We start from the raw sequence: 24,138 nt of genomic DNA on the forward strand, positions 1-24,138 counted from the left end.
CCACCCGCACCGGGCCGGCCAGCCCCCGCAACCCTGCGGTCGGCCGGAATCGCCGGACCCCGCCCGGCGTCAGTCCGCGGTGGGTTCGGCCGGCCAGGCGTCGCGACCGGTCAGGTGCAGGACCAGGGCGGCGATGTTCCACGCGTCGTCCGCGCCGCGGTGGTGCCTGCCCTCCAGCGGCAGGTCGGCGATCCGCAGGGCCTGCGCCATCCCCGGGCGCTTGCGCAGCCCGTGCGCCCGCGTGAACACCAGCTTCGCGTTCCAGTGCCGCCTACCGAACGGGTACGGCACGCCCGTCGCCCCGCACTGCCGCGTGAACTGCCTGCGGTCGTAGTCGCCCCAGCTCGCCCACGGCCTCGAACCGGCCCGGTGCTCGACGGCCAGCTGCCGGCACGCCTCGGCGAAGTGCACGCCGCCGTCGACCTCCGCCTGCGTCAGGCCGGTCAGCTCGGTGCAGAAGGGGCTGACCGCGGAACGCCGCGGTCGGACCAGGAGCCGGTGCTTGCCGACCCGTTCGCCCGACGCGAGGTCGACCGCGGTCAGGCCGATCTCGATGATCTCGCTCACCTGGCCGGGCGGCGGGTCGCCCGCCCAGCACGTGGCCTCGATGTCGACCACGTTGAGCAGTGCCGTCGTGTCGCTCACCGGCCCGAGGGTAGGGATCACACCGGTGACGTGGCTCTCGCTTTTCGCCGCCGGGCACCGCGCGTCGTCACCCGGGCGGATGAGGCACACTTGTCCCGACGAAGGCACGACCGAGGAGGAACCGTGGCCAAGGCCCGCCCCGAGCGCATCGACCCGCACTGGCCGGAGCCGCCCGCCGACGGCAAGTACGCCGTGTCCGAGCTGGCCAGCGACGTGCAGGGCGCGATGTCCCCGTTCGGCAAGGTCACCTTCCCGCTGCCGGTCGAAGAGCTCGGCTACCACCACCCCGTGACGGAGATCAACCGCTAGCCCGGACGCGCGCGGCCGTCGAGCCGCGCGCGTTCCGTATATCCGCGCGGACTACGCTCGATCCCTCTTGAGCTGTGTTGTTCTGGGAGGTTCGATGCCGGTCCCCGGCCCTGGTTACTCGATCACCGTCCGGCTGGAGGCCCCGCCGTCGGCGTCGGCCGCCGGCGACCTCACCTCGGCCGTCGGCCGGGCGGGCGGCGTGATCACCGCGTTCGACGTCGTCGAGTCGCACACCGACCGGGTGATCATCGACCTCACCTGCAACGCGCTGTCGGCCAACCACGCCAAGGACATCACCGACACCCTGGAGCTGCTGCCCGGGATCGTGGTCCGCAAGGTGTCGGACCGGACGTTCCTGGTCCACCTCGGCGGCAAGATCGAGATCTCGTCCAAGGTGCCGCTCCGCAACCGCGACGACCTCTCCCGCGCCTACACGCCCGGCGTCGCCCGCGTCTGCATGGCCATCGCGGAGAACCCGGACGACGCCCGCCGGCTCACCATCAAGCGCAACACGGTCGCCGTGGTCACCGACGGCTCGGCCGTGCTCGGCCTCGGCAACATCGGCCCGGCCGCCGCGCTGCCCGTGATGGAGGGCAAGGCCGCGCTGTTCAAGAAGTTCGCCGGCGTCGACGCCTGGCCGGTCTGCCTGGACACCCAGGACACCGAGGAGATCATCCGCGCGGTCGAGCTGATCGCGCCGGTCTACGGCGGCATCAACCTGGAGGACATCGCCGCGCCGCGCTGCTTCGAGATCGAGGCGCGGCTGCGGGAGAAGCTGGACATCCCGGTCTTCCACGACGACCAGCACGGCACCGCGATCGTCGTGGTCGGCGCGCTGCGCAACGCCCTGCGCGTGGTCGGCAAGAAGATCACCGACTGCAAGGTCGTGGTGTGCGGGGTCGGCGCGGCGGGCAGCGCGATCATCCGGCTGCTGCTCAAGCAGGAGCCCGGCGACGTGGTGGCGGTCGACGTGGACGGCATCGTGCACCGCGACCGGCCGGGGCTGGACGACAACCTGAAGTCCGTCGCCGCGTCGACCAACAAGGAGAACGTCAGCGGCCGGCTGCACGACGCGCTGGTCGGCGCGGACGTGTTCATCGGCGTGTCGGCGCCGAACCTGTTCGGCGCCGAGCAGGTCGCCACGATGAACAGCGACGCGATCGTGTTCGCGCTGGCGAACCCGGACCCGGAGATCGACCCGATGGAGGCGCAGAAGCACGCCGCCGTCGTGGCCACCGGGCGCAGCGACTTCCCGAACCAGATCAACAACGTGCTGGCGTTCCCGGGCGTGTTCCGGGGCCTGCTCGACGCCCACGCCCGCACGATCACGGACTCGATGCTGATCGCGGCGGCCAACGCCATCGCCGACGTGGTGGACGGCGAACGCCTCAACGCGTCGTTCATCGTGCCCAGCGTGTTCGACACCTCGGTCGCGCCCGCGGTCGCCGAGGCGGTCCGGAAGGCCGCCACCGAATCCGCCTAGCATCGCGGGTATGAGCAACCAGTTCACCCACCTGGACGCCGCCGGCGCGGCACGCATGGTCGACGTGTCCGAGAAGGAGCCGACCACGCGCACGGCGGTGGCCTCCGGTGTCCTGCGCACGACGGACGAGGTGGTGGCGTTGCTGGGCAGCGACGGGCTGCCGAAGGGCGACGCGCTGGCCACGGCCCGCATCGCCGGGATCATGGCGGCCAAGCGGACCTGGGAGCTGGTGCCGCTGTGTCACCCGATCGCGTTGTCCGGGGTGAAGGTTGACCTCGTGCTCGGCGACGCCGAGGTGCGCATCACCGCGACCGTCCGCACGACGGACCGCACGGGCGTGGAGATGGAGGCGTTGACGGCCGTGTCGGTGGCCGGGCTGACGCTGCACGACATGGTGAAGGCGGTCGACCCGGCGGCGTCGCTGGACGCGGTGCGGGTCGAGCGCAAGGAGGGCGGCAAGACCGGCCTGTGGGAGCGCCCGTGACGGCCGGCTCCGCGCCCGTGACGCCTGGCCCCGCGGTCCGGACCGCGCGCGTGATCACGGCGTCGAACCGGGCGTCCGCCGGTGTGTACGCCGACCGCGGCGGGCCGATCATCGTGGCGTGGCTGCGGGAGCGGTCCTACGACGTGCCGGACCCGGTGGTCGTGCCGGACGGCGAGCCGGTGGCCGAGGCGCTTCGGGCGGCCGTGGCGGACGGTGTCGCGGTCGTCATCACGACCGGTGGCACGGGCGTGAGCCCCACCGACCGCACGCCGGAGGCGACCAGGTCGGTGCTGGACTTCGAGGTCCCGGGTGTGGCCGACGCCATCCGCATGTCAGGCTGGCCCCGCGTGCCGACGTCCGTGCTGTCGCGCGGGGTGGCCGGTGTGGCGGGCCGCACGCTCGTGGTGAACCTGCCGGGCTCGACCGGCGGGGTGCGCGACGGGCTGGAGGTGCTCGCGACCGTGCTGGAGCACGCCGTCGACCAGGTGTCCGGAGGTGACCACGCATGACCGAGGTCCTGCGCGCGACCGTCAGCGATCAGCCGCTGTCCGTGGACGAGCACGCCAAGCTCGTGGAGCACGCGGCGGCGGGCGCGGTGGTGACGTTCGCCGGGGTGGTGCGCGACCACGACCACGGGCGGTCCGTGCGCGAGCTGGAGTACGTCGGGCACCCGACGGCCGGCGCGGTGGTGGCCGAGGTGGTGGCGGACGTGGTGGCCCGGTTCGAGGGCGTGCGGGCCGTCGCCGTGTCGCACCGGGTCGGTCCGCTCGCGATCGGGGACGTGGCGCTGGCCTGCGCCGTGTCCGCCGACCACCGGGGTGAGGCGTTCGCGGTGTGCTCGGAGCTCGTCGACGAGGTGAAGCGGCGGCTGCCGGTGTGGAAGCGCCAGGTCTTCACCGACGGCACCGACGAGTGGGTCAACATGCCCTGACCAGGGCCACGGGGAACCCGGCGACGAGATCCCGGCGACGACAACCCGGTGCGGACCCGCGACCGGCAGGTCCGACCGGGGCGACGACAACTCGGTGACGGGAGCGACGGGAACTCAGCCCGGAAACGGGTCGGGGACCCCGGATCGCCGAGGGGGGCGGTCCGGGGTCCCTGTTCCGTCGTGCACCGACTCGCGCCGGCCACGGATCACTTGGTGGCGATCTTGTGACCCGGCAGGATGAGGTCGGCGTTCGGGATGAACTGCTTGTTGAGCTCGTGCAGCTTGGCCCAGCCGCCTTCGACCTTCAGCTCCTCCGCGATCTTCGACAGGCTGTCGCCGGCCTTGATCTCGTAGTCGCCGTTCGGGTTGGAGGACGGCAGCGCCACGGTCACGGGAGCGGGGGCCTCCTGGACCGGCGCGGCCTGCTGGACCGGCGCGGGGGCGGCCTGACGCGGCTGCGCCGGGGCCGGGGCGGTCCTGGCGGGCGCGGGGGCGCCGCCGAGGCCCTTCGGCCCGCAGACGGGCCAGGCGCCGATGCCCTGGGTCTTCATCACGTTCTCCGCGACGCGGATCTGCTCCTCGCGGGAAGCCTGGTGGGGCATTCCGGAACCACCGTGCGCGGTCCACGTGGACGGCAGGAACTGCAGGCCGCCGTAGTAGCCGTTGCCGGTGTTGATGCTCCAGTTGCCGCCACTCTCACACGCGGCGACCGCGTCCCAGTTGACGCCGGACTGCGCGTTCGCGGTGCCGGCGGCCATGGCCAGCGGCGCGCCGACGATGACGCCGGCGACGGCGACCTTCGCGATGCTCCGGGCGGTGGAACTGGTGGTCGGACGGTGCTTGCCTCGGTAAGAAGCCATTTCCCTCTCGTCCACCCGCACCTGCGCGTCCGGCTCGGGTTCGGGCCCGGTACGCCGTTCGGCTTGATCCCTGTCCGGTGGTTGTCTCTCGCTCGGGGGTGTTCCGGGACACCGTTGGACAGGTTCGGTGCGAGGCGTCCCGGTCTAGCTCTGGTCGGTCGGGGCCAACCGAGAAGCGACGGTACGTAACCGGGAGGCTCGCGCCAAATGATCTGCCATGTGACGCACGTCACTGTAACGCGACCGAGTGACTCCCCGACTGTCCCGTTTAGGCAGCTCAGGGCACCGTTACCGGTCTGTTTCCGTTCCGAGATTCGCCGAGATCAATCACCGTAAGTGAGGTTTAGCTCACGTACTAAGCCGCAAGGGTGGAGAAGCCTCATCCCCCGGCGAAGGGTGGCAACACGTCGAGTTGCGCCCCGGACCACACGGCCGTGTCATGATCGCGAACGGCCACACCGTCCAACAGGTAGCTGCACGCGGGCAGCACGCGGGCCGCTTCCGCGCCGTGCCGGCCGCGGACCGCCTCGATCGCGGCCCGCACCGTGGCCGCGTCGCCGGGCAGCTCGAAGCTCTCCTCCGCCACGCCCACCGCCGCCCTGGCGCCCGCGAAGTACCGCACCGTCAGCCGCACCTCACCCTCCGATCGCGCTCATGGGCCGGTCGGGCTGGCTGAACCCGGCCGAGTTGATGCCGTGCCCGGCGGCCTTGGCCCACGAGTTGCCGCGCCACACGTGCGCGATGTCCTCGTCCGACGCGCCACCGCGCAGCAACGCCCGCAGGTCCGTCTCCGACCGGCTGAACAGGCAGTTCCGCACCTGGCCGTCGGCGGTGAGCCTGGTCCGGTCGCACGCCGAGCAGAACGGCCGGGTGACCGACGCGATCACGCCGACCACGGCCGGGCCGCCGTCCACCAGCCACCGCTCGGCCGGCGCGCCGCCCCGCTCGCCCGGCTCGGGCGTCAGGGTGAACCCGGTGCTCAGGGACTCGAGGATCTCCTCGGCGGTGACCATGTCGTCGCGGTTCCAGCCGTGCTGCGGGTCGAGCGGCATCTGCTCGATGAACCGCAGCTGGTAGCCGTGCTCCAGGCAGTGGCGCAGCAGCGGCACGGCCTCGTCCTCGTTCACGCCGCGCATCAGCACGGTGTTCACCTTGACCGGCGTCAGCCCGGCGTCGCGGGCGGCGGCCAGGCCCGCGAACACGTCCGCCAGCCGGTTGCGGCGGGTGAGCCGGTGGAAGCGCTCGGGGTCGAGGGTGTCGAGCGAGACGTTCACCCGGTCGAGGCCCGCGGCGACCAACCCGGCCGCGCGCTTGGCCAAGGTCAACCCGTTCGTGGTCATCGAGATGCGCGGCCGGGGGTCGAGCGCCGCGGTCGCCGCGATCACGCCGTCCAGGCCGGGCCGCAGCAGCGGCTCGCCGCCGGTGAACCGGATGTCGGTCACGCCGAGGCGGGTCACCGCGATGCCGATGAGGCGGGTGAGCTCGTCGTCGGAGAGCAGGTCCGGCTTCGGCAGCCAGTCCAGGCCCTCGGCGGGCATGCAGTAGGTGCACCGCAGGTTGCAGCGGTCGGTCAACGACACGCGCAGGTCGGTGGCGATCCGGCCGAACCGGTCCACCAGCAGGGGTGAGTCCGGTCGCTCGGAGGTGTCCGGGTTGCCGCGCACGGCGGGTAGCCCCAACTCGACAGCTGTCACCCCTGCCAGGGTAATCGGCTGACACTTGTGGGTGCTGGTGGAAATGGGGGACGGCGGCGGGCGGTGAGTTGGGCGAAGATGCCGAACACGTTCGCCGGAACCACGGGTCGGAACGCTAAATTGCCTGACATGAGCAGTGAGCACGAGGTGCCCGCGGACGTGCTGGAGCGGTTCAGCGTCTACGCGCGGGAGACCAGCGCGCTCACCGTCCTGTTCCACAGCCGGGTGGCCGAGCGGATGGGCCTGTCGCCGACCGACGAGAAGTGCCTCGACCTGGCCCTGCGGGCGAGCGGCCCGATCACCGCGGGCAAGATCGCCGAGCTGTCCGGGCTGTCCACCGGCGCGGTGACCGGCGTGATCGACCGGCTGGAGCGCGCCGGCTACGTGCGGCGGGTCCGCGACCCGCACGACCGGCGCAAGGTGCTCGTCGAGGTCACCGTGGCGGACGGGGGCAAGTTCGACCACCTGTTCGTCGGCGCGCAGGAGACGCTGCGCGAGGTGCTGTCGCGCTTCACGCCGGCGGAGCGGGACGTGCTGGAGCGCTACAACCAGGCGCTCATCGAAACGTTCCGGCGACGCGTGATCGAGGCCTGAGCCGGCAGCATGTCCGCCATGGCCGCTCAGTGGAACTACCTGATGGACATGGACGGCGTGCTCGTGCACGAGGAGCACCCGATCCCGGGGTCGAGCGAGTTCGTCGCCGAGCTGACCGCGAACGGCATCCCGTTCATGGTGCTCACGAACAACTCCATCTACACCCAGCGCGACCTGCGGGCCCGCCTGGCCCGCACGGGCCTGGAGGTGCCGGAGTCCGCGATCTGGACCTCGGCGCTGGCCACCGCCAAGTTCCTCGACTCGCAGCGGCCGGGCGGCTCGGCGTACGTGATCGGCGAGGCGGGCCTGACCACGGCGCTGCACGAGATCGGCTACGTGCTGACCGACCGCGACCCGGACTACGTGGTGCTCGGCGAGACCCGCACCTACAGCTTCACCGCGATCACCAAGGCGATCCGGCTGGTGGAGGAGGGCGCGCGGTTCATCGCGACGAACCCGGACGCCACCGGCCCGTCCCGCGAGGGCTCGCTGCCCGCCACCGGCTCGATCGCCGCGCTGATCGAACGCGCGTCCGGCCGCGCGCCTTATTACGTCGGCAAGCCGAACCCGTTGATGATGCGGTCGGCGCTGCGGGCGCTGGGCGCGCACTCGGAGAGCACGCTGATGATCGGCGACCGGATGGACACCGATGTGCGGTCCGGCCTGGAGGCGGGGTTGCGCACGATCCTGGTGCTCACGGGGATCTCGACGGAGTCGACGGCCGAGCTGTACCCGTACCGGCCGACGCGGGTGGTCAAGTCGATCGCGGACCTGGTCGGCAACTCGGCGAACCCCTTCCCGGACGGGCTCGCGGACGAGGGCTGAGCCCGGGGCCGGAGCCGTGGGCCGACGTCCGGGAATAGTCGGTGGTCGGGGCTAGCTTGATCGGCCATGGGAATCAATCACCTGGCGGTCATCGAGGAGTACAGCGGGTCCTTCACCAAGGCGGTCGTGGGCAACCTCGGCGCACCGGTGCCGAGCTGTCCGGGCTGGACCGTGGACGACCTGGTCGCGCACATGGCGGAGGTGCAGTCCTGGTGGACCGCCGTCGTGCTGGCCAAGGGCGCGTACCCGGACGAGGAGGCGGCGCGGCGGGCCGCCGACACCGGGCCGGACCGGATCGAGGGGTGGCGGGAGATCAGCGCCCGGTTCGTCGCCGTGCAGGAGGACTACCTGCGCGTCGGCGGGCCGGACGCGCCGGTGTGGGTGTTCTGGAACGAGGAGAAGCGCGACACGGCGGCGGCGCTGGCCTCGCGGCAGGCGCACGAGGTGGTCGTGCACTGCTGGGACGCCCAGCAGGCGGCGGGCGCGGTCGAGCCGATCCCGGCCGAGCTGGCGGCGGACGGGGTGGACGAGTTCCTGGAGCGCTTCCTCAACGGCAAGGAGTGGGAGGGCGGGCCGCTGGTGCTCCAGCTGGCGGCGACCGACACCGGCGCGACGTGGCTGCTCGGCACGGACGGGTCGGCCAGGCCGGCGCGGCTGGCCGGGGGCGAGCCGGACGTCCGGGTCAGCGGCACGGCCGAGCAGCTGTACCTACTGCTGTGGCGGCGCCTCGGGGTGGAGGAGCTGACCGTGGCGGGCGACCGCGCGAAGGTGGACGCGCTGCTCGGGTGGCCCAAGCTGTCGTGACGGGAAGCCGCCCTCGGCGGAGGGCATCCCGTTGATCCGGTCGGCCATCCGCTCGGCCCGGTCGCGCAGCAGTTCGGCGCGGCACGAGCCGGGGCCGCCGAACGCCGCGCCCAGGCGGTCCAGCAGGTCCGCCTGGAGGCGCAGCCACTCGATGTGCTGCCACGGGTGCCAGTTCGCGCCCGCCCGCGCGGCCACCGAGACCATCGCCTCGTCCAGTTCGCCGGCGACCTGTTCCAGTTGCTCTCTCATGGTGGGTGAGAGCCCGCCGGCCGGCTTTCGTCACGGCAAACCACCCGGATCTCACCCTGACGGGTGAGGTTCGCGGTGGTGCGGCCGAAGCGTCCGGGCCGAGCGCTGATCGACTTTTGCGCACCACACCCCCGCGTCGCTTATCGTCGCAGGTGTGGAACGACCGCTCTTCGTGGTTGGCGACGTGCACGGGCACCTCGCCGAGCTGACCCGCGCCCTGCACGCCTCGGGCCTGGTCGACGCCGACGGTGACTGGTGCGGCGGTGACGCGGAGCTGTGGTTCCTCGGCGACTTCGTCGATCGCGGCCCCGACGGGATCGGGGTGATCGAGTTCGTGATGCGGCTGGCCGAGCAGAGCGGCGGCCAGGTCGACGCGCTCATCGGCAACCACGAGGTGCTGCTCCTGGGCATGCACCGGTTCGGCGACCGCAACGTGCCCGGCGCGCCGACCCCGCGCAGCTTCGCCCGCAGCTGGCTGCTCAACGGCGGCCTGCGCAGCGACCAGGACCGGCTCACCGACGCCCACATCGAGTGGCTGACCTCCCGCCGCGTGCTCACCGAGGTCGACGGGCACCTGCTGATGCACTCCGACACCCTCGCCTACCTCGAGTGGGGCGACACGATCGACGAGGTCAACGAGGCGGTGTGGGACGTGCTCAAGGGCGACGACCTGGACCACTGGTGGGAGTGCTGGCGCAAGATGACCACCCGCTACGCGTTCCGCGGCCCGGACGGCGCGCTGGTGGCGGGCGAGCTGCTCGAGGTGCTCGGCGGGCACGAGGTGGTGCACGGGCACAGCGTCATCGCCGACCAGCTCGGCGTGCCGCCGGAGGAGATCGACGGCCCGCTGCGGTACGCCGACGACAAGGTGCTGGCGGTCGACGCGGGCCTCTACAGCGGCGGTCCGTGCCTGGTCGTCCAACTGGCGGACCAGGCGGAGTAGGCGCAGCATTGCCCCACCCGCAAGTCGGGCCCCACCCGCAAGTCGGGCCCCGACCGCTGACGGCCCCACCCCAGGAGGGCTCCACCCCGCAAGGAGGAGCGACATGCTCACCGCGACGCGGACCACGACGATCCTGCCCGTGACCGACTCGGACCGGGCGGCCCACTTCTACGCCGACCGGCTCGGCCTCACGCCGCTGGGCGGCAGCGACGACGGCACCCGCCTGTTCGAGCTCGGCCGGGGCGACGTGCTCGGCCTGATGCCCGCCGAGGAGCGCGCGCAGAGCGGCCACACCGTGCTGAGCTTCGAGGTCGACGACCTGGACGCCGAGATGGGCGAGCTGGAACGGCGCGGCGTGCGGTTCGAGGACTACGACCTGCCCGAGCTGAAGACGGTGAACCACGTCGCCGTGCTCGGGTCGGAGAAGGCGGCGTGGTTCCACGACAGCGAGGGCAACGTGCTGTGCCTGCACGAGGTGACCGGCTGACGGGCCCCGGGCCCCGGGCGCGTTCGGGGACGGGTCAGGGGAGGGAGACGATCTCCTTGCCCAGCGGCATCAGGGAGACCGGCACCATCTTGAAGTTCGCCACGCCCAGCGGGATGCCGATGATCGTCACGCACAGCAGCACGCCGGTCACCACGTGGCCGATGGCCAGCCAGATCCCCGCGACGACGATCCACACGACGTTGCCGAGCAGGGACGGCGCGCCGGCGCCGGGCCGGTCCACGACTGTGCGGCCGAACGGCCACAACGCGTAGTTCGCGATGCGGAACGACGCCAGCCCCCACGGGATGGTGATGATCAGCACGCAGCACACCACGCCGGCGACCACGTACCCGACGGCCAGCCAGAAGCCGCTCAGGACCAGCCAGATCAGGTTCAGGATGAGCCTCACACCTCCATCTTGCCCGATTAAGCTCCCGTCCCGTGCTGAACAAACTCCGCTGGGGCGTCGTGGCGACGGGCGGCATCGCCGACGTCGTCACCGGTGACCTCCGCCTGCTGCCCGACGTCGAGGTGCTCGCGGTGTCGTCGCGCGCGCTGCCCAAGGCCGAGTCCTTCGCGGCCAAGCACGGGATCCCGCGCGCGTACGGCGACTACGCCGACCTGCTGGCCGACCCGGACGTGGACGTCGTCTACGTGGCGACGCCGCACGTCCAGCACCACGCGGTGACCCGCGCGGCGTTGGAGGCGGGCAAGCACGTGCTGTGCGAGAAGCCGGCCACGCTGACCCTGCGCGAGCTGCAGGACGTGGTGGACCTGGCGTGCGAGCGCGGGCTGTTCTTCATGGAGGCCATCTGGACCAGGTTCAACCCGCTCATCGTGCGGATGGCGGAGCTGGTCGCGGACGGCGCGATCGGCGAGGTCCGGTCGGTACGGGCGGACTTCGGCTTCACGCTGGAGCACGACCCGGCGCACCGGCTGTGGAACAAGGCGCTGGGCGGCGGGTCGTTGTTCGACCTCGGGATCTACCCGGTGTCGTTCGCGCACCTGCTGCTGGGCGAGCCGGAGACGGTCCAGGCGCACGGGCGGATGGTCGGCGGTGTGGACGCCGAGATCGGGATGCTGCTCGGCTACGAGGGTGGCGCGCACGCGCTGCTGGGGTCGTCGTTGGTCAGCCCGCTGAAGTCCGGCGCGGTCGTGTACGGGACGCGCGGTCTGGTCGAGCTGCCGGAGGCGTTGTTCAACCCGAGCCGGATCGTGGTCAACGGGGTGGAGCACCAGCACGAGCAGGAGGGCGCGGGGTACGTTCCACAGCTGCGCGAGGTCGTGGACCGGGTGCGGGCGGGTGAGACGGAGAGCCCGTCGATGCGGCCCGCCGAGTCGTTGGCGATCCTGCGCACCCTCACCAGGGCCGCCGAGCGGGTGGGCCTGACCTACGACGACGTGGCGGTGGGTTGAGCATGGGCAAGAAGTGGGTGCTCGCGGCGGTGGCCGGGCTGGTGGGCGCGGCGGGGTTGGTCGTGTTCTCGCGCCGGGGCGCGGGGAGCGACGAGCCGGTGCGGCCCGCGGCGGTGCGCACGCGTGAGGTGCCGCGACGAGCGGACGCGCGGCGGGTCGTCGTGGCGCGGCGGGTCGGTGCGGGGAAGGTCGGGGCCGGGAAGGTCGGGGCCGGGAAGGTCGGGGCCGGGAAGGCCGGGGCCGGTAGGGGCGGTGCGGGGAAGGCCGGTGTGCGGCGGGTCAGGGTCGCGGCGCGGCGGTGACGGTCAGTCGGCCAGCAGCGCTTCGGTCACCTGGATCACCGACTCGACGCGGCGGCTGCTGGGCGTGAGCAGGTGGCTCAACGCCATCCGCACGATCGTGTCCGCGATCAGGTGCACGCGCGCGTCCGGCATCGTCGGCCAGTGCTTGCGGAGGTGCTGGGCGAACACCGAGGTGGCGAACGTCAGGACCGGTCGCCCCTTGGTGGTCAGCAGGGGCAGCATGTCCTCGGCGTTCGCGCCGCCCAGCACGGACTTGGCCAGCGCGTCCCGGGCGGCCAGGTCGAACGCGAACCTGATGGCCCGCCGCAGGCCCTCCACGGGGTCGGGCGTGCTCGCCAGCTGCGCGCGGACGCCGTCGAGGAACTCGGCGGTCTTGTGCAGCGCCACGGCCTGCACGAGCCGCTCCTTGTTGCCGAACTCGTTGTAGACGGTCTGCCTGCTCACGCCCACCTTGGCGGCGACCTCCGCCATGCGCAGGCCACGTGAGCCGTGTGCGGCGATCAGGTCCACCGCCGCGTCGAGCAGCGCCCGGGTGAGTTCCGTCACGGCGCAAAGCTTTGCACAGCGCATAGGGTGCGAACCGTGCCTTTGACCGTGGGTTTCGACCTGGACATGACGTTGATCGACCCCAGGCCGGGCATGGCCGCCGTGATGGACGCGGTCGCGGCGGAGAGCGGCTACCCGCTGGACGGGGCCCACTTCGCGGCCAACCTCGGCCCGCCCCTGGACATGATCTACCGCGACTTCGGCGTGGTCGAAGAGGACATCCCGGGGTTGATCGCCCGGTTCCGCGAGCTGTACCCGGAGGTCGTCATCCCGGCCACGGTCGCCCTGCCGGGCGCGGCGCAAGCGCTTGCGGCGGTGCGTGAGCTGGGCGGGACGACGATCGTGGTCACCGGCAAGTACCGGGCCAACGCGGCGCTGCACCTGGCGGCGTTGGACTGGGAGGTGGACCACCTGTTCGGCGAGCTGTGGGCGGCCGGCAAGGCCGAGGCGCTGAAGGCGCACGGCGCGGCCGTGTACGTGGGCGACCACGTGGGTGACGTGCGCGGTGCGAAGGCGGCCGGTGCGGTGGCCGTGGGCGTGGTGAGCGGGCCGTGCGACGCCGCGGAGTTGACGGCCGAGGGCGCGGACGTGGTGCTGGCGGACCTGACGGAGTTCCCGGGGTGGCTGCGGGCGAACGTCGACCGGCTCAGCGCCGGGGCCGGGCGTTCCGCACCGCGCTGAGCACGCCCAGCGCGAGACCCGCGGGGGCGAGCAGCCAGCCCGCGGCGAACACCCAGGCGGGCAGGCCGCGTTCGCCGGCGATGAACATCGCGACGATGGCCGCCACGCCGAGCGCGAACAACGCCACCGCAGGCGGCATCAGCTTCGAGGTCGACATGGCTGAAGCGTAGTCGCGGGTGGGGGCGGGTGCGGGCGGGGCGGTGCGGGTACGGGTGCGGGCGGTGTGGGTGCGGGTGTGGGTGGCGGGCGGTGGGGTGGCGGGGTGGCGCAGTCGCGCGATCGGAGGTGCCCCGGCGGTGGTGTTCTGGATAGTCTGGTGGGACGCGCCTTGGGCACGCCCCGGGGCGCGTTCGTCGTGTGATCGCATAAGGATTGGTGAGAACGGTGCCGACCGGCAAGGTCAAGTGGTACGACTCGGAGAAGGGCTTCGGCTTCGTCACACAGGACGGTGGCGAAGACGTCTACGTGCGGAAATCCGCGCTGCCTCCGGGTGTCGAGGGCTTGAAGGCCGGTCAGCGGATCGAGTTCGGCATGGCCGAGGGCAGGCGCGGTCCGCAGGCGTTGTCGGTCCGGCTGGTCGACCCCGCGCCGTCGGTGGCCGAGGCCCGTCGTCGGCCGGCTGAGGAGCTGCACGGCCTGGTCGAGGACATGATCAAGCTGCTGGAGATGAAGGTGCAGCCCGAGCTGCGGCGGGGGCGGTACCCGGATCGGAAGAACACGAAGCTGATCGCCGAGGTGGTTCGGGCGGTGGCGCGGGAGTTGGATCCGTAAAGCCGGGGGTGCCGGTCCGCTCGGCACATACGCGGGTGCCCGACCCCCAGGCTCGTCGCCTGGGGTGTCAGGGTGCCCCGCCCCCGGATGGAGGTCGGTCGAAGGTCACCGGAGGTTGATCGGCTCGGTCACCTCCAGCTTGTCGAGTCGTCCCGCGACTTCGACAGCCAGTTTCTTGAAGTCTAGGTAGCACCTTTGAACATATGACTGCATGCTGCCTATCGCACCGTCGGCGGAACGCAGGTCGAACATGGGTTTGCGCGCGTCGTGGGCCAGCGGCATGAGGCTCTGGTAGTTCTTCAGGGTGGCGATCTCGAAACTCTTGGCCTGGCTGACCGCAGTGGGGGCCGATTCGCCGAGCACGGCGGTTTCGAACACGCTCGGAATGCGTTCGAGCCACCGTCGGTACGCTTGCACCGGTCGGTCGAGTCGCATGGTTGGTTGCATGATCACATAGCCGAGCGGCTCCATCGTCCCGGCCGGAGAGGGAATCTTCTGCGGGATTTTATCCCGGATCGTCTCCTGCCAGGTCGTGCGCCAATCACGCAGGGTCGGTCCGAGATTTCGAAGGCCACGTAGCGAGAACAGGTCTGCCGCGAGGGGCATGAGGACCGAGTCGGCCGCCAGCAGGGATGCTCGATTTATCGCCCCCAAGTTCGGTCCCACGTCGATCAGGACAAGTTGAGCGCCGGTCGAATCGGCAGCTTCACGAATGATCCGATGGAAGGCGGTAGTCGTCCTGATCGCCGCCAAGTCGTTGCCGGGGAAACTGCGGGGCCAGGCGTCGGAGAGCTTCTCCTCGAACGCGCTCAACTCCAGGTCGCCCGGCACGAGGCTGAGCCCGGGCATGATTTCGATGGGCGTGAAGTGCGCGATGTCGCCGAGGCCCTCCATGATCGGGTGAACCGACTGGGCGACAGTGCCGACTTGGTCGGACACCTTGTCCGGGGTCACCCCCGGCAATCGCTGTTGGTGTTCGCGCCACGCGGGTGACTCCGCTTCGCCCCACAGGGTGGCCAAGTCGTCCTCGTTCAAGAAGGCCGATGTGAGGTTGGCCTGCGGATCGAGGTCGACGGCCAGCACGCGGACGCCGAGTCGCTGGTACATGTGGGCGAGGTGGTAGGTGAGCGTGGTCTTACCCACTCCGCCTTTGTTGTTGAAGAGGGCAAGGGTGATCACCGGGTGCTCCTGATGACGACAACCCACGACGACGGATCGATGACGAACTCCGCCGGTGGATTTCCGTTGGCCTCCAGCGATTTTTGGATCCGTCCGATCCCTCGGCCGAACCTGTTGACGAATCCGAGAGCTTTCATCGCTCCCGCGAGTGACGGGTTGCGATAGTCGTTGACCCGGTCGTAGTTGTCCGTTCGAACTTGCCCGTACGGTCCGCCCGGGTTGGTGACTTCGATTCTGTCCGAGAACCAGGAGATCCGTACAGGGGCATTGGAAGACTCGTAGTTGCGGTGCATTACGGCGTTCATGCACGCTTCGCGAAGTGCGTCGATCGGATAATCCGGCGTATCTCGCTCGGTAAACCCGTCCACTGCTTTTACGGACGTGTGTAGGTGTCCTCGTAGGACTGCTTGGAGTCGGCTCGTCGAATCGAGTACGTTCCCTCGGATCTCCTGTGAGTCGACAATTGCTCCGCCCACATCCGTGTCATCGTACCGAACGAATTGGATGTAAGCTCCTGGAATGCTCTCCGACGGATTGGCGCCGATCAGTAGGTGGCCCAACACGGTCGGAGTCTGCCGGGTGTCAGTGATGCGCAGGGAAGCGAGCTGCAGCTCGATGGGGCGACCGTTCTCCTCGATGACCTCGGGAGAGACGAAGGCGGGTATCACGTCGCTCTTGAAGCGGGTCAGGTCGAGGTCGTCCAGTGTCGTGCCGTGCACGGTTCGCGTGTCGAACGGGCCTTCGTTCGACCGGCGACGCTCGCTGAGCACCCTCTCGTCGTCGCGGGTGGCGCGACGAGTCGTCGGTCCAGGCCTCACCCAAGCGATGCCGTCAAGGCGGACCGGTGGTGTGGATGAAGCCGTCACCCTGATGTGGACTACGTCTTTGCCCTGGAACTTCGCTCGATCGACGACGACGGAAGGTCGGTCGATGATCTTCCCATTGTCGCGCATGTCCGTGAAGGCGAGGAGTGCACGGTCCGAGACGTCGGTACCGTCCATCGCGTTGCCGTACTTGTCGACGCCGATCAGCAGGTCTCCGCCGCCCCTGTTCGGCAGGTCGTTCGACAGCGCGCAGATCGCGCGCAGAACAACGCTGTTATCAGTCGCGGACTGCTTGAACTCCAGGCAAGGGCTCTCTTCCGTCCCCAGGACGTCCGCGAGATCGTCACTCATGGCGCCATCCTGACAGACGGCTCGGCGGAGCGGCCGGACGAACGGGGCACCGCTCCGCCACTGAACAGGCAGATTAGTGGCGGTCGTCGATGGAGACGACCCAGGTGCCTCGGGCGACGAAGTCGAACGCGCCGGTGGTGCCCGCCTCGATGCGTGCGCCGTACTGCTGGACCTCGACGCTCTCCAGCTGGTCGTCGGGGTTCGGGAGCACGAGGGTGTAGGCGTACTTCGGGTCGCGTTCGGTGAACAGCCTGCTTCGCAGTGGTTCCTGCGGTTGGCCTTGGGCGTTGCGGTAGGTGAACTTGACCGACCAGGCGGTGTTGGCCAGGTCGCCCGGGACGGAGATCTGGACCGGCTTGCCCGGGCGGACGCGGAGGACGCCGACCGCGTCCGGGGCGACGTCGCAGTTCTCCGATCGCAGGTCGCAGTACTGGGACGGCCTGACGTTGATCGTCTTGCCGTCCGCGTAGAACGTCACCTCGGGGTCGGTGGTCGCCGTCGCGCAGCCGGAGAGGACCACCAGCAGCGACACGGGGATCAGGGCTCGGCGCACGGCGGTCGAGCCTACGTGCCCGGCCTGGGCACGACGGGCGCGGGCCGCAGTGGGCGGTCGCCGCCCAGGCCCGGGATCAGGGTCGAGCCGCGCTTGGTCTGGATGGTCTGGGCCAGGCCGACGGCGAGCAGGACGGCCAGGACGGTGAAGCCGATCCAGTACTCGGTGGGCAGCAGGACGCCGAGGGCGCCGCCGAAGACCCAGCCGAGCTGGAGGATGGTCTCCGAGCGGCCGAAGGCGGAGGCGCGGGATTCGTCGGGGACGTCGTCCTGGATGACCGCGTCGAGGGACACCTTGGCCAGGGAGCTGGCGGTGGCGCCGATCAGGCCGACGGCGGCGGCCGTGACCAGGCCGGGGAGGACGGCGGCCAGCACGACCGTGGCCAGGGCGGTGGTGAGGCAGCCGATGACGACCTGGTCGGGCGAGCCGAACTGGAGGCGGGCGCCGACGGCGTTGCCGAGGAAGCTGCCGATGCCGGCCGCGGCGGCGATGACGCCCAGCAGGAGGACCTGCATGAGGGCGTCGCCCTCGGTCTGGGCGCGGACGACGAAGGCGGCGAAGAGCATCAGGAAGCCGGTCAGCATGCGGATCGCGCCGTTGCCCCAGAGGGCGACCACGACGGTGCGGCCCAGTGCCTGGCGCTTGGGTTTGTGCGGCTTGGCGCGCAGCGAGGTGGGGACCTCGCCCTCGGTGACCTCGACCCACGAGGGGATGCGCAGGCAGTAGAAGGCGTTGGCCAGGCAGAGCGCGGCGGTGAACCAGAGGGCTCCCGGGGAGCCGAAGAGGTTCGCGAAACCGGCCGCGACCGCGCCGAACACGCCGCCGGCGGCGAGCCCGAACACGGTCATCCGGGCGTTGGTCTTGGACAGGGTGATCTCGCGCGGCAGCACGCGGGGTGTGATCGCGGCCTTGAGCACGGTGAACGACTTGGACAGGACCATGCTGCCCAGGGCGGCCGGGTAGAGGCCCCAGTTGTCGAAGTTCAGCGCCATCGCGATGGACAGGAAGACGCGGATCACGCAGGACGCGGCCAGCGCCACCCGCCTGCCGTGCTGGATGCGGTCCAGGGCGGGGCCGATCACGGGCGCCACCAGGGCGAACGGCGCGACGGTGATCAGCAGGTAGAGCGCGACCTTGCCCCGGCTCTCGCCGGAGGCGGCCGAGAAGAACAAGGTGTTGGCCAGCGCGACCGCCATCGCCGCGTCGGCCGCGTAGTTCAGCATCACCGCGTAGGTGAGGGAGGACAGGCCGGACTGCTTGGCGCCGTCGGCGTGCGCGGCCTTGCGGAACGCGGCCAGCGCCTGGCTGCTGAGCTGCCGGGTGCGGAACCACGCCACGCGGGTGACGGTCAGCTTCTTCGGCAGGGTCGGGACGGTCGGCTTGTCGGCGTCCGGAGGTGGCGTGAACCGGGCCGATTCGCGTTCGTCACGCGGGGGTGGCGGCGGGCCCGGGGTCGGGTACGGCCGGGTGCGCGGCTTGTACTCGTCGTCCTCCCACGGGTACCGCCGCGACTGGTCTTCCGGCCCAGGGGGTGTCACGCCTTCAATCCTGCCTCACCCGGTGCGGGCTGTCTCACACATTGCCGCCGGTGAGCACGGTGGCGATCGTCTCGCCCGGGATGTCGGCCACGGCGATCGCGGCCAGGCCGATCGCGCCCGCCGGTTCGAGCACGAGGCCGAGCGCGCCCCGGGCCAGCGCCATCGCGTCTCGAATGGCGTCGTCGGACACCAGGACCATGTCGTCGACGAGGGCTCGCAGCCGGGGGATGGCGGCGGGCACGGGGACGCGCACGGCGATCCCGTCGGCGATGGTGTCGATGGGCGTGTCGGCCACCGGGCGGCCGGCCCAGGCACGGGCCACGGCCGGCGCGCCCTCGGCGCAGACGCCGACGACGCGGGTGTCCGGCGAGTGCTCCTTGATCCACCGGGCCATGCCGGTGATCAGCGCGCCGTCGCCGACGGGGACCACCGCGGTGTCGAACCGGCCCGCCCGGAGCAGTTCGACGGCGATGCTGCCCGCGCCCTCGGTGACGGCGACGTCGCGGCCGTCCTCGACGAAGATCGCGCCGACCCGCTGGGCGTGCTCGCGGGCGGCGTCCTTGGCGGCGGTGAAGTCGCCCGGGACCTCGATCACGGACGCACCGAGGGACTTCATCCGGCGGACCTTGTCGCGGACGGCGGCCCGGGAGACGAAGACCTCGACCGGGAAACCGCGGGTGCGGCCGACGTACGCCACGGCCTGGCCGAAGTTGCCCGCCGACGCGCACACGACCGGGCGTCCCGGCGGCAGGGTCGCGCCCATGAAGTCCGCGCCGCGGCCCTTGAAGCTGCGCAGCGGGTTGACCGTCTCGACCTTGACCAGCACCCGGCGGCCCAGCGCCGCGCCGAGCTGCTCGTCGACGTACTGCGGGGTGCCGCGGAAGACGGGGTCGATGGTCTCGGCGGCGCGGGCGATGTTGTCGAGGTCGATGTCCACGTGCGAGACCGTAGGTCACTACCGCGTGAAGCGGACCCGGAAGATCGTCGGCCAGTTCTTGCCCGTGACGAGGAACTCGTCGGTGCCCGGCACGGCCGCGATGCCGTTGAGCACGTCGGTCTTCGGCACGTCGGCCGGCCGCAGCCCGCTGAGGTCCACGGTGGCCGTGACCTGGCCGTTCGCCGGGTCGATGCGCACCAACTCGTCGGTCTGCCACACGTTGGCCCACACCTGGCCGTCGACGCACTCCAGCTCGTTGAGCAACGTGACCGGCTCCCCGTCACGGCGCACGGCGACCGAGCCGGTCTCGGCGAAGGAGGTCGGGTCGCGGAACGCCAGCTCGTCGGTGCCGTCGCTCATCACCAGCCGGCCGCCGTCGAGGCACAGGCCCCAGCCCTCGCCCTCGTACGTGACGCGTCTCACTTCCTCGAGCGTGTCCCGGTCCCGCTCGATGGCCACGCCGTCCCGCCAGGTGAGCTGCCAGATCCGGTCCCCGACGACCGTGATGCCCTCGCCGAAGAGGGGTCCGGGCAGGTCGACACGCTGCCGCACCTCCCCGGAGGAGGGGTCGAGCCGGCGCAGCGAGGACTGCCCCTCCAGACCGGTGCCCTCGTAGAGGACGCCGTCCACGAGTTCCAGGCCCTGGGTGAACGCCCCCGGGTCGTGGGGCAGCGTGCCCAGCACTTCGACCCGGGTCGGACCGCCCGTTGGACCGCTCGGCGGGGTGGTGCACGCCGCCGACAAGACGAAGACCGCCGCCATCAGGAGCCACCGCACGTCCGAAAGGGTGGCACGTGTGCGCGGGGCTGCGCAGACGTGCGGCACAATTCAACCCGTGACCGCCACGCCGACCCGCCAGCCCGATCCAGCGCTCGCCGACCCAGCGGCAGTCCGGCTCGCCCGAGCCGCCGCACAAGAGGAGGCGGGCGCGGAACGCGTCGGCGACCACGTGGGCGCCGTCGCGGAGGACGCGGTGTCCGCGACGCACCTGTTCGAGGCCGACCACGCCGGCTACCAGGGCTGGAACTGGGCCGTCACGGTCGCGTTCGCGGGCCCCGGCACGCCGCTGTCGGTCAGCGAGGTCGTGCTGCTGCCCGGCGAGGACGCGCTGGTCGCGCCCGAGTGGGTGCCGTGGCACGAGCGGGTGCGGGCGGGCGACCTCGGCGTCGGCGACCTGCTGCCCGCGCCCGAGGACGACCCGCGCCTCGCGCCGGGGTACGTCGGCTCGGACGACCCGGCGGTCGAAGAGGTCGCCATGGAGGTCGGTCTCGGCCGCGTGCGCGTGCTGTCGCGGGAGGGCGTGCTCGACGCCGCCCAGCGCTGGCACGCCGGCGACTTCGGGCCGCGCAGCGAGATGGCCCGCAGCGCCCCCGCCACCTGCGGCACGTGCGGCTTCTACACCCGCATCGCCGGGTCGCTCGGCGCCGCCTACGGGGTGTGCGCGAACGAGATGACGCCGGCCGACGGGCACGTCGTGCACGTGGAGTACGGGTGCGGCGCGCACTCCGAGGTCGAGGTGGAGGGCGGCCCGCTGGTGCCGGTCGCCGAGGTCGTCTACGACGACGCGGTGCTCGACGTCGAGGCCAACTCCGAGAGCGGGAAGTGAGCGCGGACCCGTTCGGCACCGAGGCGCTGCGCGAGTCGGTGCTGGCGGCGTGGCGCGGCTCGCCCACGCGGTTCCGGGAGGACGCCAACGCCGAGGAGGACCTGAGGCTCGGCGGGTACCGCGACCGGCTGCTGGTGGAGCTCGCGCAGAACGCCTCCGACGCGGCCGGTGACGCGCCCGGCGTGCTGCGACTGTCCGTTGTGGACGGTGAGCTGCGTGCGGCGAACACCGGCGCGCCGCTGGACGCGGCGGGGGTGGCGGCGCTGGCGTCGTTGCGCGCGTCGTCGAAGGCCGCGGACACGGTCGGCCAGTTCGGCGTCGGTTTCGCCGCCGTGCTGGCGGTGACCGAGGAGCCCCGCGTGGTGTCGCGGACCGGCGCCGTGGCGTTCTCGGCCTCCCGCACGCGCGAGGCGGTGCCGTCGCTGGCGTCCGCGCGCGGCGGTGACGTGCCGGTGCTGCGGTTGGTGTGGCCGTCGGACGAGGCGGACCTGCCGGACGGGTTCGACACCGAGGTGCGGCTGCCGCTGACGGTGGACGGCGCGGCGCTGCTCGCGGAGTTCGCGGTGCAGGTGCCGGACCTGCTGCTGGCGTTGCCCGGGCTGCGGCGCGTCGAGGTCGGCGCGGAGGCGTGGGAGCGGTCCGAGGCCGACGGCGTGGTGGTGCTGACCGGGCCCGGCGGGGCGCAGCGGTGGCTGGTGCACCGCGTCGGCGGCGAGCTGCCGGCGGCGCTGGTCGCGGGCGTGGAGTCCCGGCCGCAGTGGTCGGTGTGCTGGGCGTGGCCGATGGACGAGCCGCTGTCCGGTGACGTGCTGCACGCGCCGACGCCGACCGACGAGAAGCTGTCGCTGCCCGCGCGGCTGATCGCGACGCTGCCGGTGGAGCCGTCGCGGCGGCGGGTGCTGGCGGGCACGGCGGCGTCGTACGTGCTGGAGCAGGCCGCGCTCGCGTACCCGGAGCTGGTGGCGAAGCTGCCCGCGGTCGAGCGGACGTCGCTCGTGCCGTTGCCCGGGTTCCCGCTGTCCGAAGTGGACGATCGGCTGCGGACGGGCATCCTGGCGGCGCTCAGGTCGGCGTCGTGGTTGCCGCTGGCGGACGGCGAGTGGGCCGCGCCGTCGGCGTCGAAGGTGCTCGACCTCGCGTCGTTCGAGCTGGTCGAGCTGCTCGAAGACGTCATACCCGGCCTGCTCGACTACGAGCTGACGCTGCCGCCGCACGCGAAGGCCTTGGCCGCGCTGGAAGTGCCGCGCCTCGGCGTGCCCGAAGTGGTCTCCGCGCTGGCCGGTGTCGGCGGCGACCCGTCGTGGTGGCGCCAGGTGTACGAGGCGCTGTCACCGGTCGCCGACGTCGACTCGACCGCGCGCGAGGCGATGGGCGGCCTGCCCGTGCCGCTGGTGGACGGGCGGCTGGTGAGCAGCCCGCGCGGGGTGCTGGTCGGCACCGACACGGAGCTGTTCTCCGTGCCAGGGCTGCGGATCGCGCACCCCGAGGCGGCGCACCCGTTGCTGGTGCGGCTGGGCGCGACCGAGGCAGGCCCGGCGGAGCTGCTGGACTCCGACGCCGTGCGCGAGGCCGTGCACCGCAGTTCGGACGACCCCGCGCTGGACGGCCCGGAGCTGGTGCGGACCGTGCTGCGGCTGGTGTCGCGGGCCGGTGGGCGGCCGTGGCTGTCGGAGCTGGCGCTGCCGTCGGCGGACGGCGAGTGGCGGCGCGCGGACGAGCTCGTGCTGCCGGACTCGGCGCTGCTGGCCGTGCTGGAGCCCGACGCGCCGTTCGGCGTGCTGGACGCCGCGGTGGCGGCCGAGTGGCCCCGGTCGGTGTTGACCGACGTCGGCGTGATCGACGGGTTCACCGTGGTGGAGGACGACTCGCCCACCGAGCCCGACCACGACCTGGCCGACGAGGGGTACTGGTGGGACGCGTTCGACGTGCCGCCGACCCGGGTGCTCGGCATCCGCGACCTGGACCTGGTGGCGCGCGACAAGTGGCCGGAGGCGTTGGCGATGATGGCCGCCGACCCGGTGGCGTGGCGTGCGGTGAACGAGCCGGACGGGTACACGGGCTGGTGGCTGGCCCGCTACGCGACGATCGACGGCGTGCCGCTGGGGTCGTGGCGGCTGCCGGACGCGGACGGGCTGGAGGGCCTGTACGACGTGGTGCCGTCGATCGGGCTGCCGCCGCACGTGCTGGCGGCGGCCGGGGTGCGCACGTCGTTGAGCGTGGTGGACTCCGACGACGTCACCGACCTGATCGCGCGGCTGGGTGATCCCGAGCGCAAGCTGTCGGACGCTCTGGTGCTGCGGGTGCACGCGTCGCTGGCCGAGGTGGCGGACTCGGTGAGCGTCGAGCCGCCGGACCGGGTGCGGGTGCTCACCGGCGCCGCCGAGCCGGCCGACGACGTGCTGGTGCTGGATTCGCCGTGGCTGCTCGGCGTGCTGCCGCCGGCCCAGGTGCTGGCGTCGTCCGGTGCGGCGGCGGAGCTGGCCGAGCTGCTGGCGCTGCCGTTGGCGTCGGAGGAAGTGTCCGGTGCGGTGGTGGGCGAGGGCGACGAGGTGGTCTGGTCGGAGCTGGGCGCGGTGCGGTTGGCGTGCGACCTGCTCGGCGTCGACCTGCCGGCCGGTTCGCTGATCGTGCACGACGATCTCGTGGTGGCCGCGGAGGGTGCGGAGCACTCGGTGTCGTGGTGGGTGGAATCGGAGGTCGTGCACGCCGCCGACACGCCCGAGGGTTTGGCGCGTGCGCTGGCGTGGACGACGGGTCGCTGGGATGATCGGCACACGTTCGCCGCGCTGATCGCCGACCCGACACCGGCCGTGCTGCTGGGCTGACCGGCCGGGCTGCCAAGATCACCCGATCGTGGAAGCCGCTCCGGGGATGAATGGAAATCCCGGATTTGTTGCCGGAAAAGAGGGAGGCGCGGCGCCCCGGCCCTCAGTGTCAGCCCGAGACCCTGGGCGCCCACCGCTCTCGGCCGACGTGAGCAGTGGGCCGCGGAGAGCAGTGGGCCGCGGAGAGCGGTGCGCGGCGGTGAGCGGTGGGCCGCGGAGAGCGGTGCGCGGCGGTGAGCGGTGGGCCGCGGAGAGCGGTGCGCGGCGGTGAGCGGTGGGCCGCGGAGAGCGGTGCGCGGCG

At 71.8% G+C, this 24,138-nt stretch carries 28 protein-coding genes and 1 pseudogene; 15 read left to right on the forward strand and 14 right to left on the reverse strand.

Annotated elements, in window-relative coordinates; translation table 11 throughout:
• Window positions 1–69: 69 nt before the first annotated feature.
• Window positions 70–645, reverse strand: coding sequence for a 3'-5' exonuclease (locus tag ABTZ99_RS16590; protein ID WP_499612048.1), 576 nt, complete (start codon window positions 643–645; stop codon window positions 70–72).
• A gap of 123 nt (window positions 646–768) precedes the next feature.
• Between ABTZ99_RS16590 and ABTZ99_RS16595 the strand changes: the two genes are divergently transcribed.
• The 4 genes and pseudogenes from ABTZ99_RS16595 (at window position 769) to ABTZ99_RS16610 (ending at window position 3,852) form a co-directional block, all read left to right on the forward strand.
• Window positions 769–954 carry a hypothetical protein gene (locus ABTZ99_RS16595; protein WP_498777641.1) on the forward strand — a complete coding sequence of 62 codons (186 nt, stop codon included), beginning with the start codon at window positions 769–771 and terminating at the stop codon, window positions 952–954.
• Window positions 955–1,048: 94 nt separating this feature from the next.
• A complete protein-coding gene (locus tag ABTZ99_RS16600; protein WP_230569782.1) occupies window positions 1,049–2,437 on the forward strand; it encodes an NAD-dependent malic enzyme in 1,389 nt (462 codons plus the stop codon).
• 10 nt (window positions 2,438–2,447) lie between these two features.
• The gene (moaC, locus tag ABTZ99_RS16605; RefSeq protein ID WP_230569783.1) at window positions 2,448–2,921 is read left to right on the forward strand and encodes a cyclic pyranopterin monophosphate synthase MoaC; all 474 of its coding nucleotides are present in this window, start codon (window positions 2,448–2,450) and stop codon (window positions 2,919–2,921) included.
• Between the two features lie 17 nt (window positions 2,922–2,938).
• A pseudogene (locus ABTZ99_RS16610) lies at window positions 2,939–3,852 on the forward strand (molybdenum cofactor biosynthesis protein MoaE).
• Between the two features lie 206 nt (window positions 3,853–4,058).
• Here the strand turns inward: ABTZ99_RS16610 and ABTZ99_RS16615 are convergent.
• The 3 genes from ABTZ99_RS16615 to moaA form a co-directional block, all read right to left on the reverse strand.
• Entirely contained in the window at window positions 4,059–4,712 is a 654-nt protein-coding gene (locus tag ABTZ99_RS16615; RefSeq protein WP_230569786.1) for a LysM peptidoglycan-binding domain-containing protein, read from the reverse strand.
• Window positions 4,713–5,091: 379 nt separating this feature from the next.
• Complete coding sequence (locus tag ABTZ99_RS16620; RefSeq protein WP_498777638.1) at window positions 5,092–5,346, reverse strand: MoaD/ThiS family protein; 255 nt, start codon at window positions 5,344–5,346, stop codon at window positions 5,092–5,094.
• A gap of 1 nt (window position 5,347) precedes the next feature.
• Complete coding sequence (gene moaA, locus ABTZ99_RS16625; RefSeq protein WP_498777636.1) at window positions 5,348–6,406, reverse strand: GTP 3',8-cyclase MoaA; 1,059 nt, start codon at window positions 6,404–6,406, stop codon at window positions 5,348–5,350.
• A 129-nt stretch (window positions 6,407–6,535) separates the two neighbouring features.
• On the opposite strand from moaA, the gene ABTZ99_RS16630 reads away from it, so the two are divergent.
• The 3 genes from ABTZ99_RS16630 (at window position 6,536) to ABTZ99_RS16640 (ending at window position 8,629) form a co-directional block, all read left to right on the forward strand.
• Window positions 6,536–7,000: a MarR family winged helix-turn-helix transcriptional regulator gene (locus ABTZ99_RS16630; RefSeq protein ID WP_499612051.1), complete on the forward strand. Its 465-nt coding sequence runs from the start codon at window positions 6,536–6,538 to the stop codon at window positions 6,998–7,000.
• A gap of 18 nt (window positions 7,001–7,018) precedes the next feature.
• On the forward strand, window positions 7,019–7,825 hold the full coding sequence (locus ABTZ99_RS16635) for an HAD-IIA family hydrolase (protein ID WP_498777631.1): 807 nt from the start codon (window positions 7,019–7,021) through the stop codon (window positions 7,823–7,825).
• Window positions 7,826–7,891: 66 nt separating this feature from the next.
• Complete coding sequence (locus ABTZ99_RS16640; RefSeq protein ID WP_498777628.1) at window positions 7,892–8,629, forward strand: maleylpyruvate isomerase family mycothiol-dependent enzyme; 738 nt, start codon at window positions 7,892–7,894, stop codon at window positions 8,627–8,629.
• Here ABTZ99_RS16640 and ABTZ99_RS16645 read toward each other — a convergent pair.
• A complete protein-coding gene (locus ABTZ99_RS16645) occupies window positions 8,534–8,878 on the reverse strand; it encodes a hypothetical protein (RefSeq protein ID WP_498777624.1) in 345 nt (114 codons plus the stop codon). The genes ABTZ99_RS16640 and ABTZ99_RS16645 overlap by 96 nt on opposite strands.
• Before the next feature lie 154 nt (window positions 8,879–9,032).
• On the opposite strand from ABTZ99_RS16645, the gene ABTZ99_RS16650 reads away from it, so the two are divergent.
• Both ABTZ99_RS16650 and ABTZ99_RS16655 read left to right on the forward strand, forming a co-directional pair.
• On the forward strand, window positions 9,033–9,821 hold the full coding sequence (locus tag ABTZ99_RS16650) for a metallophosphoesterase (RefSeq protein ID WP_498777622.1): 789 nt from the start codon (window positions 9,033–9,035) through the stop codon (window positions 9,819–9,821).
• A 103-nt stretch (window positions 9,822–9,924) separates the two neighbouring features.
• The gene (locus ABTZ99_RS16655) at window positions 9,925–10,308 is read left to right on the forward strand and encodes a VOC family protein (RefSeq protein ID WP_499612054.1); all 384 of its coding nucleotides are present in this window, start codon (window positions 9,925–9,927) and stop codon (window positions 10,306–10,308) included.
• Window positions 10,309–10,342: 34 nt separating this feature from the next.
• Here ABTZ99_RS16655 and ABTZ99_RS16660 read toward each other — a convergent pair whose 3' ends face one another.
• Window positions 10,343–10,717, reverse strand: a complete 375-nt coding sequence (locus ABTZ99_RS16660; RefSeq protein ID WP_498777618.1) for a YccF domain-containing protein — start codon at window positions 10,715–10,717, stop codon at window positions 10,343–10,345.
• Window positions 10,718–10,749: 32 nt separating this feature from the next.
• On the opposite strand from ABTZ99_RS16660, the gene ABTZ99_RS16665 reads away from it, so the two are divergent.
• Both ABTZ99_RS16665 and ABTZ99_RS16670 read left to right on the forward strand, forming a co-directional pair.
• The gene (locus ABTZ99_RS16665) at window positions 10,750–11,724 is read left to right on the forward strand and encodes a Gfo/Idh/MocA family protein (RefSeq protein WP_499612056.1); all 975 of its coding nucleotides are present in this window, start codon (window positions 10,750–10,752) and stop codon (window positions 11,722–11,724) included.
• Window positions 11,725–11,726: 2 nt separating this feature from the next.
• Window positions 11,727–12,026, forward strand: a complete 300-nt coding sequence (locus ABTZ99_RS16670) for a hypothetical protein (protein ID WP_499612058.1) — start codon at window positions 11,727–11,729, stop codon at window positions 12,024–12,026.
• A 3-nt stretch (window positions 12,027–12,029) separates the two neighbouring features.
• On the opposite strand, the gene ABTZ99_RS16675 is transcribed toward ABTZ99_RS16670, so the two are convergent.
• Window positions 12,030–12,572 (reverse strand): TetR/AcrR family transcriptional regulator, encoded by a 543-nt coding sequence (locus ABTZ99_RS16675; RefSeq protein ID WP_498777610.1) that lies wholly within the window; start codon window positions 12,570–12,572, stop codon window positions 12,030–12,032.
• A gap of 36 nt (window positions 12,573–12,608) precedes the next feature.
• Between ABTZ99_RS16675 and ABTZ99_RS16680 the strand changes: the two genes are divergently transcribed.
• Complete coding sequence (locus tag ABTZ99_RS16680; protein WP_498777607.1) at window positions 12,609–13,253, forward strand: HAD family hydrolase; 645 nt, start codon at window positions 12,609–12,611, stop codon at window positions 13,251–13,253.
• On the opposite strand, the gene ABTZ99_RS16685 is transcribed toward ABTZ99_RS16680, so the two are convergent.
• On the reverse strand, window positions 13,219–13,410 hold the full coding sequence (locus tag ABTZ99_RS16685; RefSeq protein WP_498777603.1) for a hypothetical protein: 192 nt from the start codon (window positions 13,408–13,410) through the stop codon (window positions 13,219–13,221). The two genes, ABTZ99_RS16680 and ABTZ99_RS16685, sit on opposite strands and share 35 nt — an antisense overlap.
• 227 nt (window positions 13,411–13,637) lie before the next feature.
• Here ABTZ99_RS16685 and ABTZ99_RS16690 point away from each other — a divergent pair, with 227 nt between their 5' ends.
• Window positions 13,638–14,024: a cold-shock protein gene (locus ABTZ99_RS16690; protein ID WP_498777880.1), complete on the forward strand. Its 387-nt coding sequence runs from the start codon at window positions 13,638–13,640 to the stop codon at window positions 14,022–14,024.
• Window positions 14,025–14,129: 105 nt separating this feature from the next.
• Here the strand turns inward: ABTZ99_RS16690 and ABTZ99_RS16695 are convergent, their stop codons facing one another.
• From ABTZ99_RS16695 to ABTZ99_RS16720, 6 genes are all read right to left on the reverse strand, one after another.
• Window positions 14,130–15,203 carry a ParA family protein gene (locus tag ABTZ99_RS16695; protein WP_499612061.1) on the reverse strand — a complete coding sequence of 358 codons (1,074 nt, stop codon included), beginning with the start codon at window positions 15,201–15,203 and terminating at the stop codon, window positions 14,130–14,132.
• On the reverse strand, window positions 15,200–16,378 hold the full coding sequence (locus tag ABTZ99_RS16700) for an ATP-binding protein (RefSeq protein ID WP_499612062.1): 1,179 nt from the start codon (window positions 16,376–16,378) through the stop codon (window positions 15,200–15,202). The genes ABTZ99_RS16695 and ABTZ99_RS16700 overlap by 4 nt, the downstream gene beginning before the upstream one ends.
• A 73-nt stretch (window positions 16,379–16,451) precedes the next feature.
• A complete protein-coding gene (locus tag ABTZ99_RS16705; protein ID WP_499612064.1) occupies window positions 16,452–16,931 on the reverse strand; it encodes a DUF2771 family protein in 480 nt (159 codons plus the stop codon).
• An 11-nt stretch (window positions 16,932–16,942) separates the two neighbouring features.
• Window positions 16,943–18,469: an MFS transporter gene (locus ABTZ99_RS16710; RefSeq protein ID WP_499612066.1), complete on the reverse strand. Its 1,527-nt coding sequence runs from the start codon at window positions 18,467–18,469 to the stop codon at window positions 16,943–16,945.
• A 34-nt stretch (window positions 18,470–18,503) separates the two neighbouring features.
• On the reverse strand, window positions 18,504–19,406 hold the full coding sequence (locus tag ABTZ99_RS16715; protein ID WP_499612068.1) for a threonine ammonia-lyase: 903 nt from the start codon (window positions 19,404–19,406) through the stop codon (window positions 18,504–18,506).
• An 18-nt stretch (window positions 19,407–19,424) separates the two neighbouring features.
• The gene (locus ABTZ99_RS16720) at window positions 19,425–20,168 is read right to left on the reverse strand and encodes a glutaminyl-peptide cyclotransferase (protein WP_499612097.1); all 744 of its coding nucleotides are present in this window, start codon (window positions 20,166–20,168) and stop codon (window positions 19,425–19,427) included.
• Window positions 20,169–20,241: 73 nt separating this feature from the next.
• On the opposite strand from ABTZ99_RS16720, the gene ABTZ99_RS16725 reads away from it, so the two are divergent.
• Both ABTZ99_RS16725 and ABTZ99_RS16730 read left to right on the forward strand, forming a co-directional pair.
• On the forward strand, window positions 20,242–21,012 hold the full coding sequence (locus ABTZ99_RS16725) for a DUF3027 domain-containing protein (RefSeq protein WP_498777591.1): 771 nt from the start codon (window positions 20,242–20,244) through the stop codon (window positions 21,010–21,012).
• Window positions 21,009–23,837, forward strand: a complete 2,829-nt coding sequence (locus ABTZ99_RS16730; RefSeq protein WP_499612070.1) for a sacsin N-terminal ATP-binding-like domain-containing protein — start codon at window positions 21,009–21,011, stop codon at window positions 23,835–23,837. Before ABTZ99_RS16725 ends, ABTZ99_RS16730 begins: the two co-directional genes overlap by 4 nt.
• The last annotated feature ends 301 nt before the right edge of the window (window positions 23,838–24,138 follow it).

Source organism: Actinosynnema sp. NPDC002837 (assembly GCF_040295345.1).
In the GTDB taxonomy this organism is placed as follows: domain Bacteria; phylum Actinomycetota; class Actinomycetes; order Mycobacteriales; family Pseudonocardiaceae; genus Actinosynnema.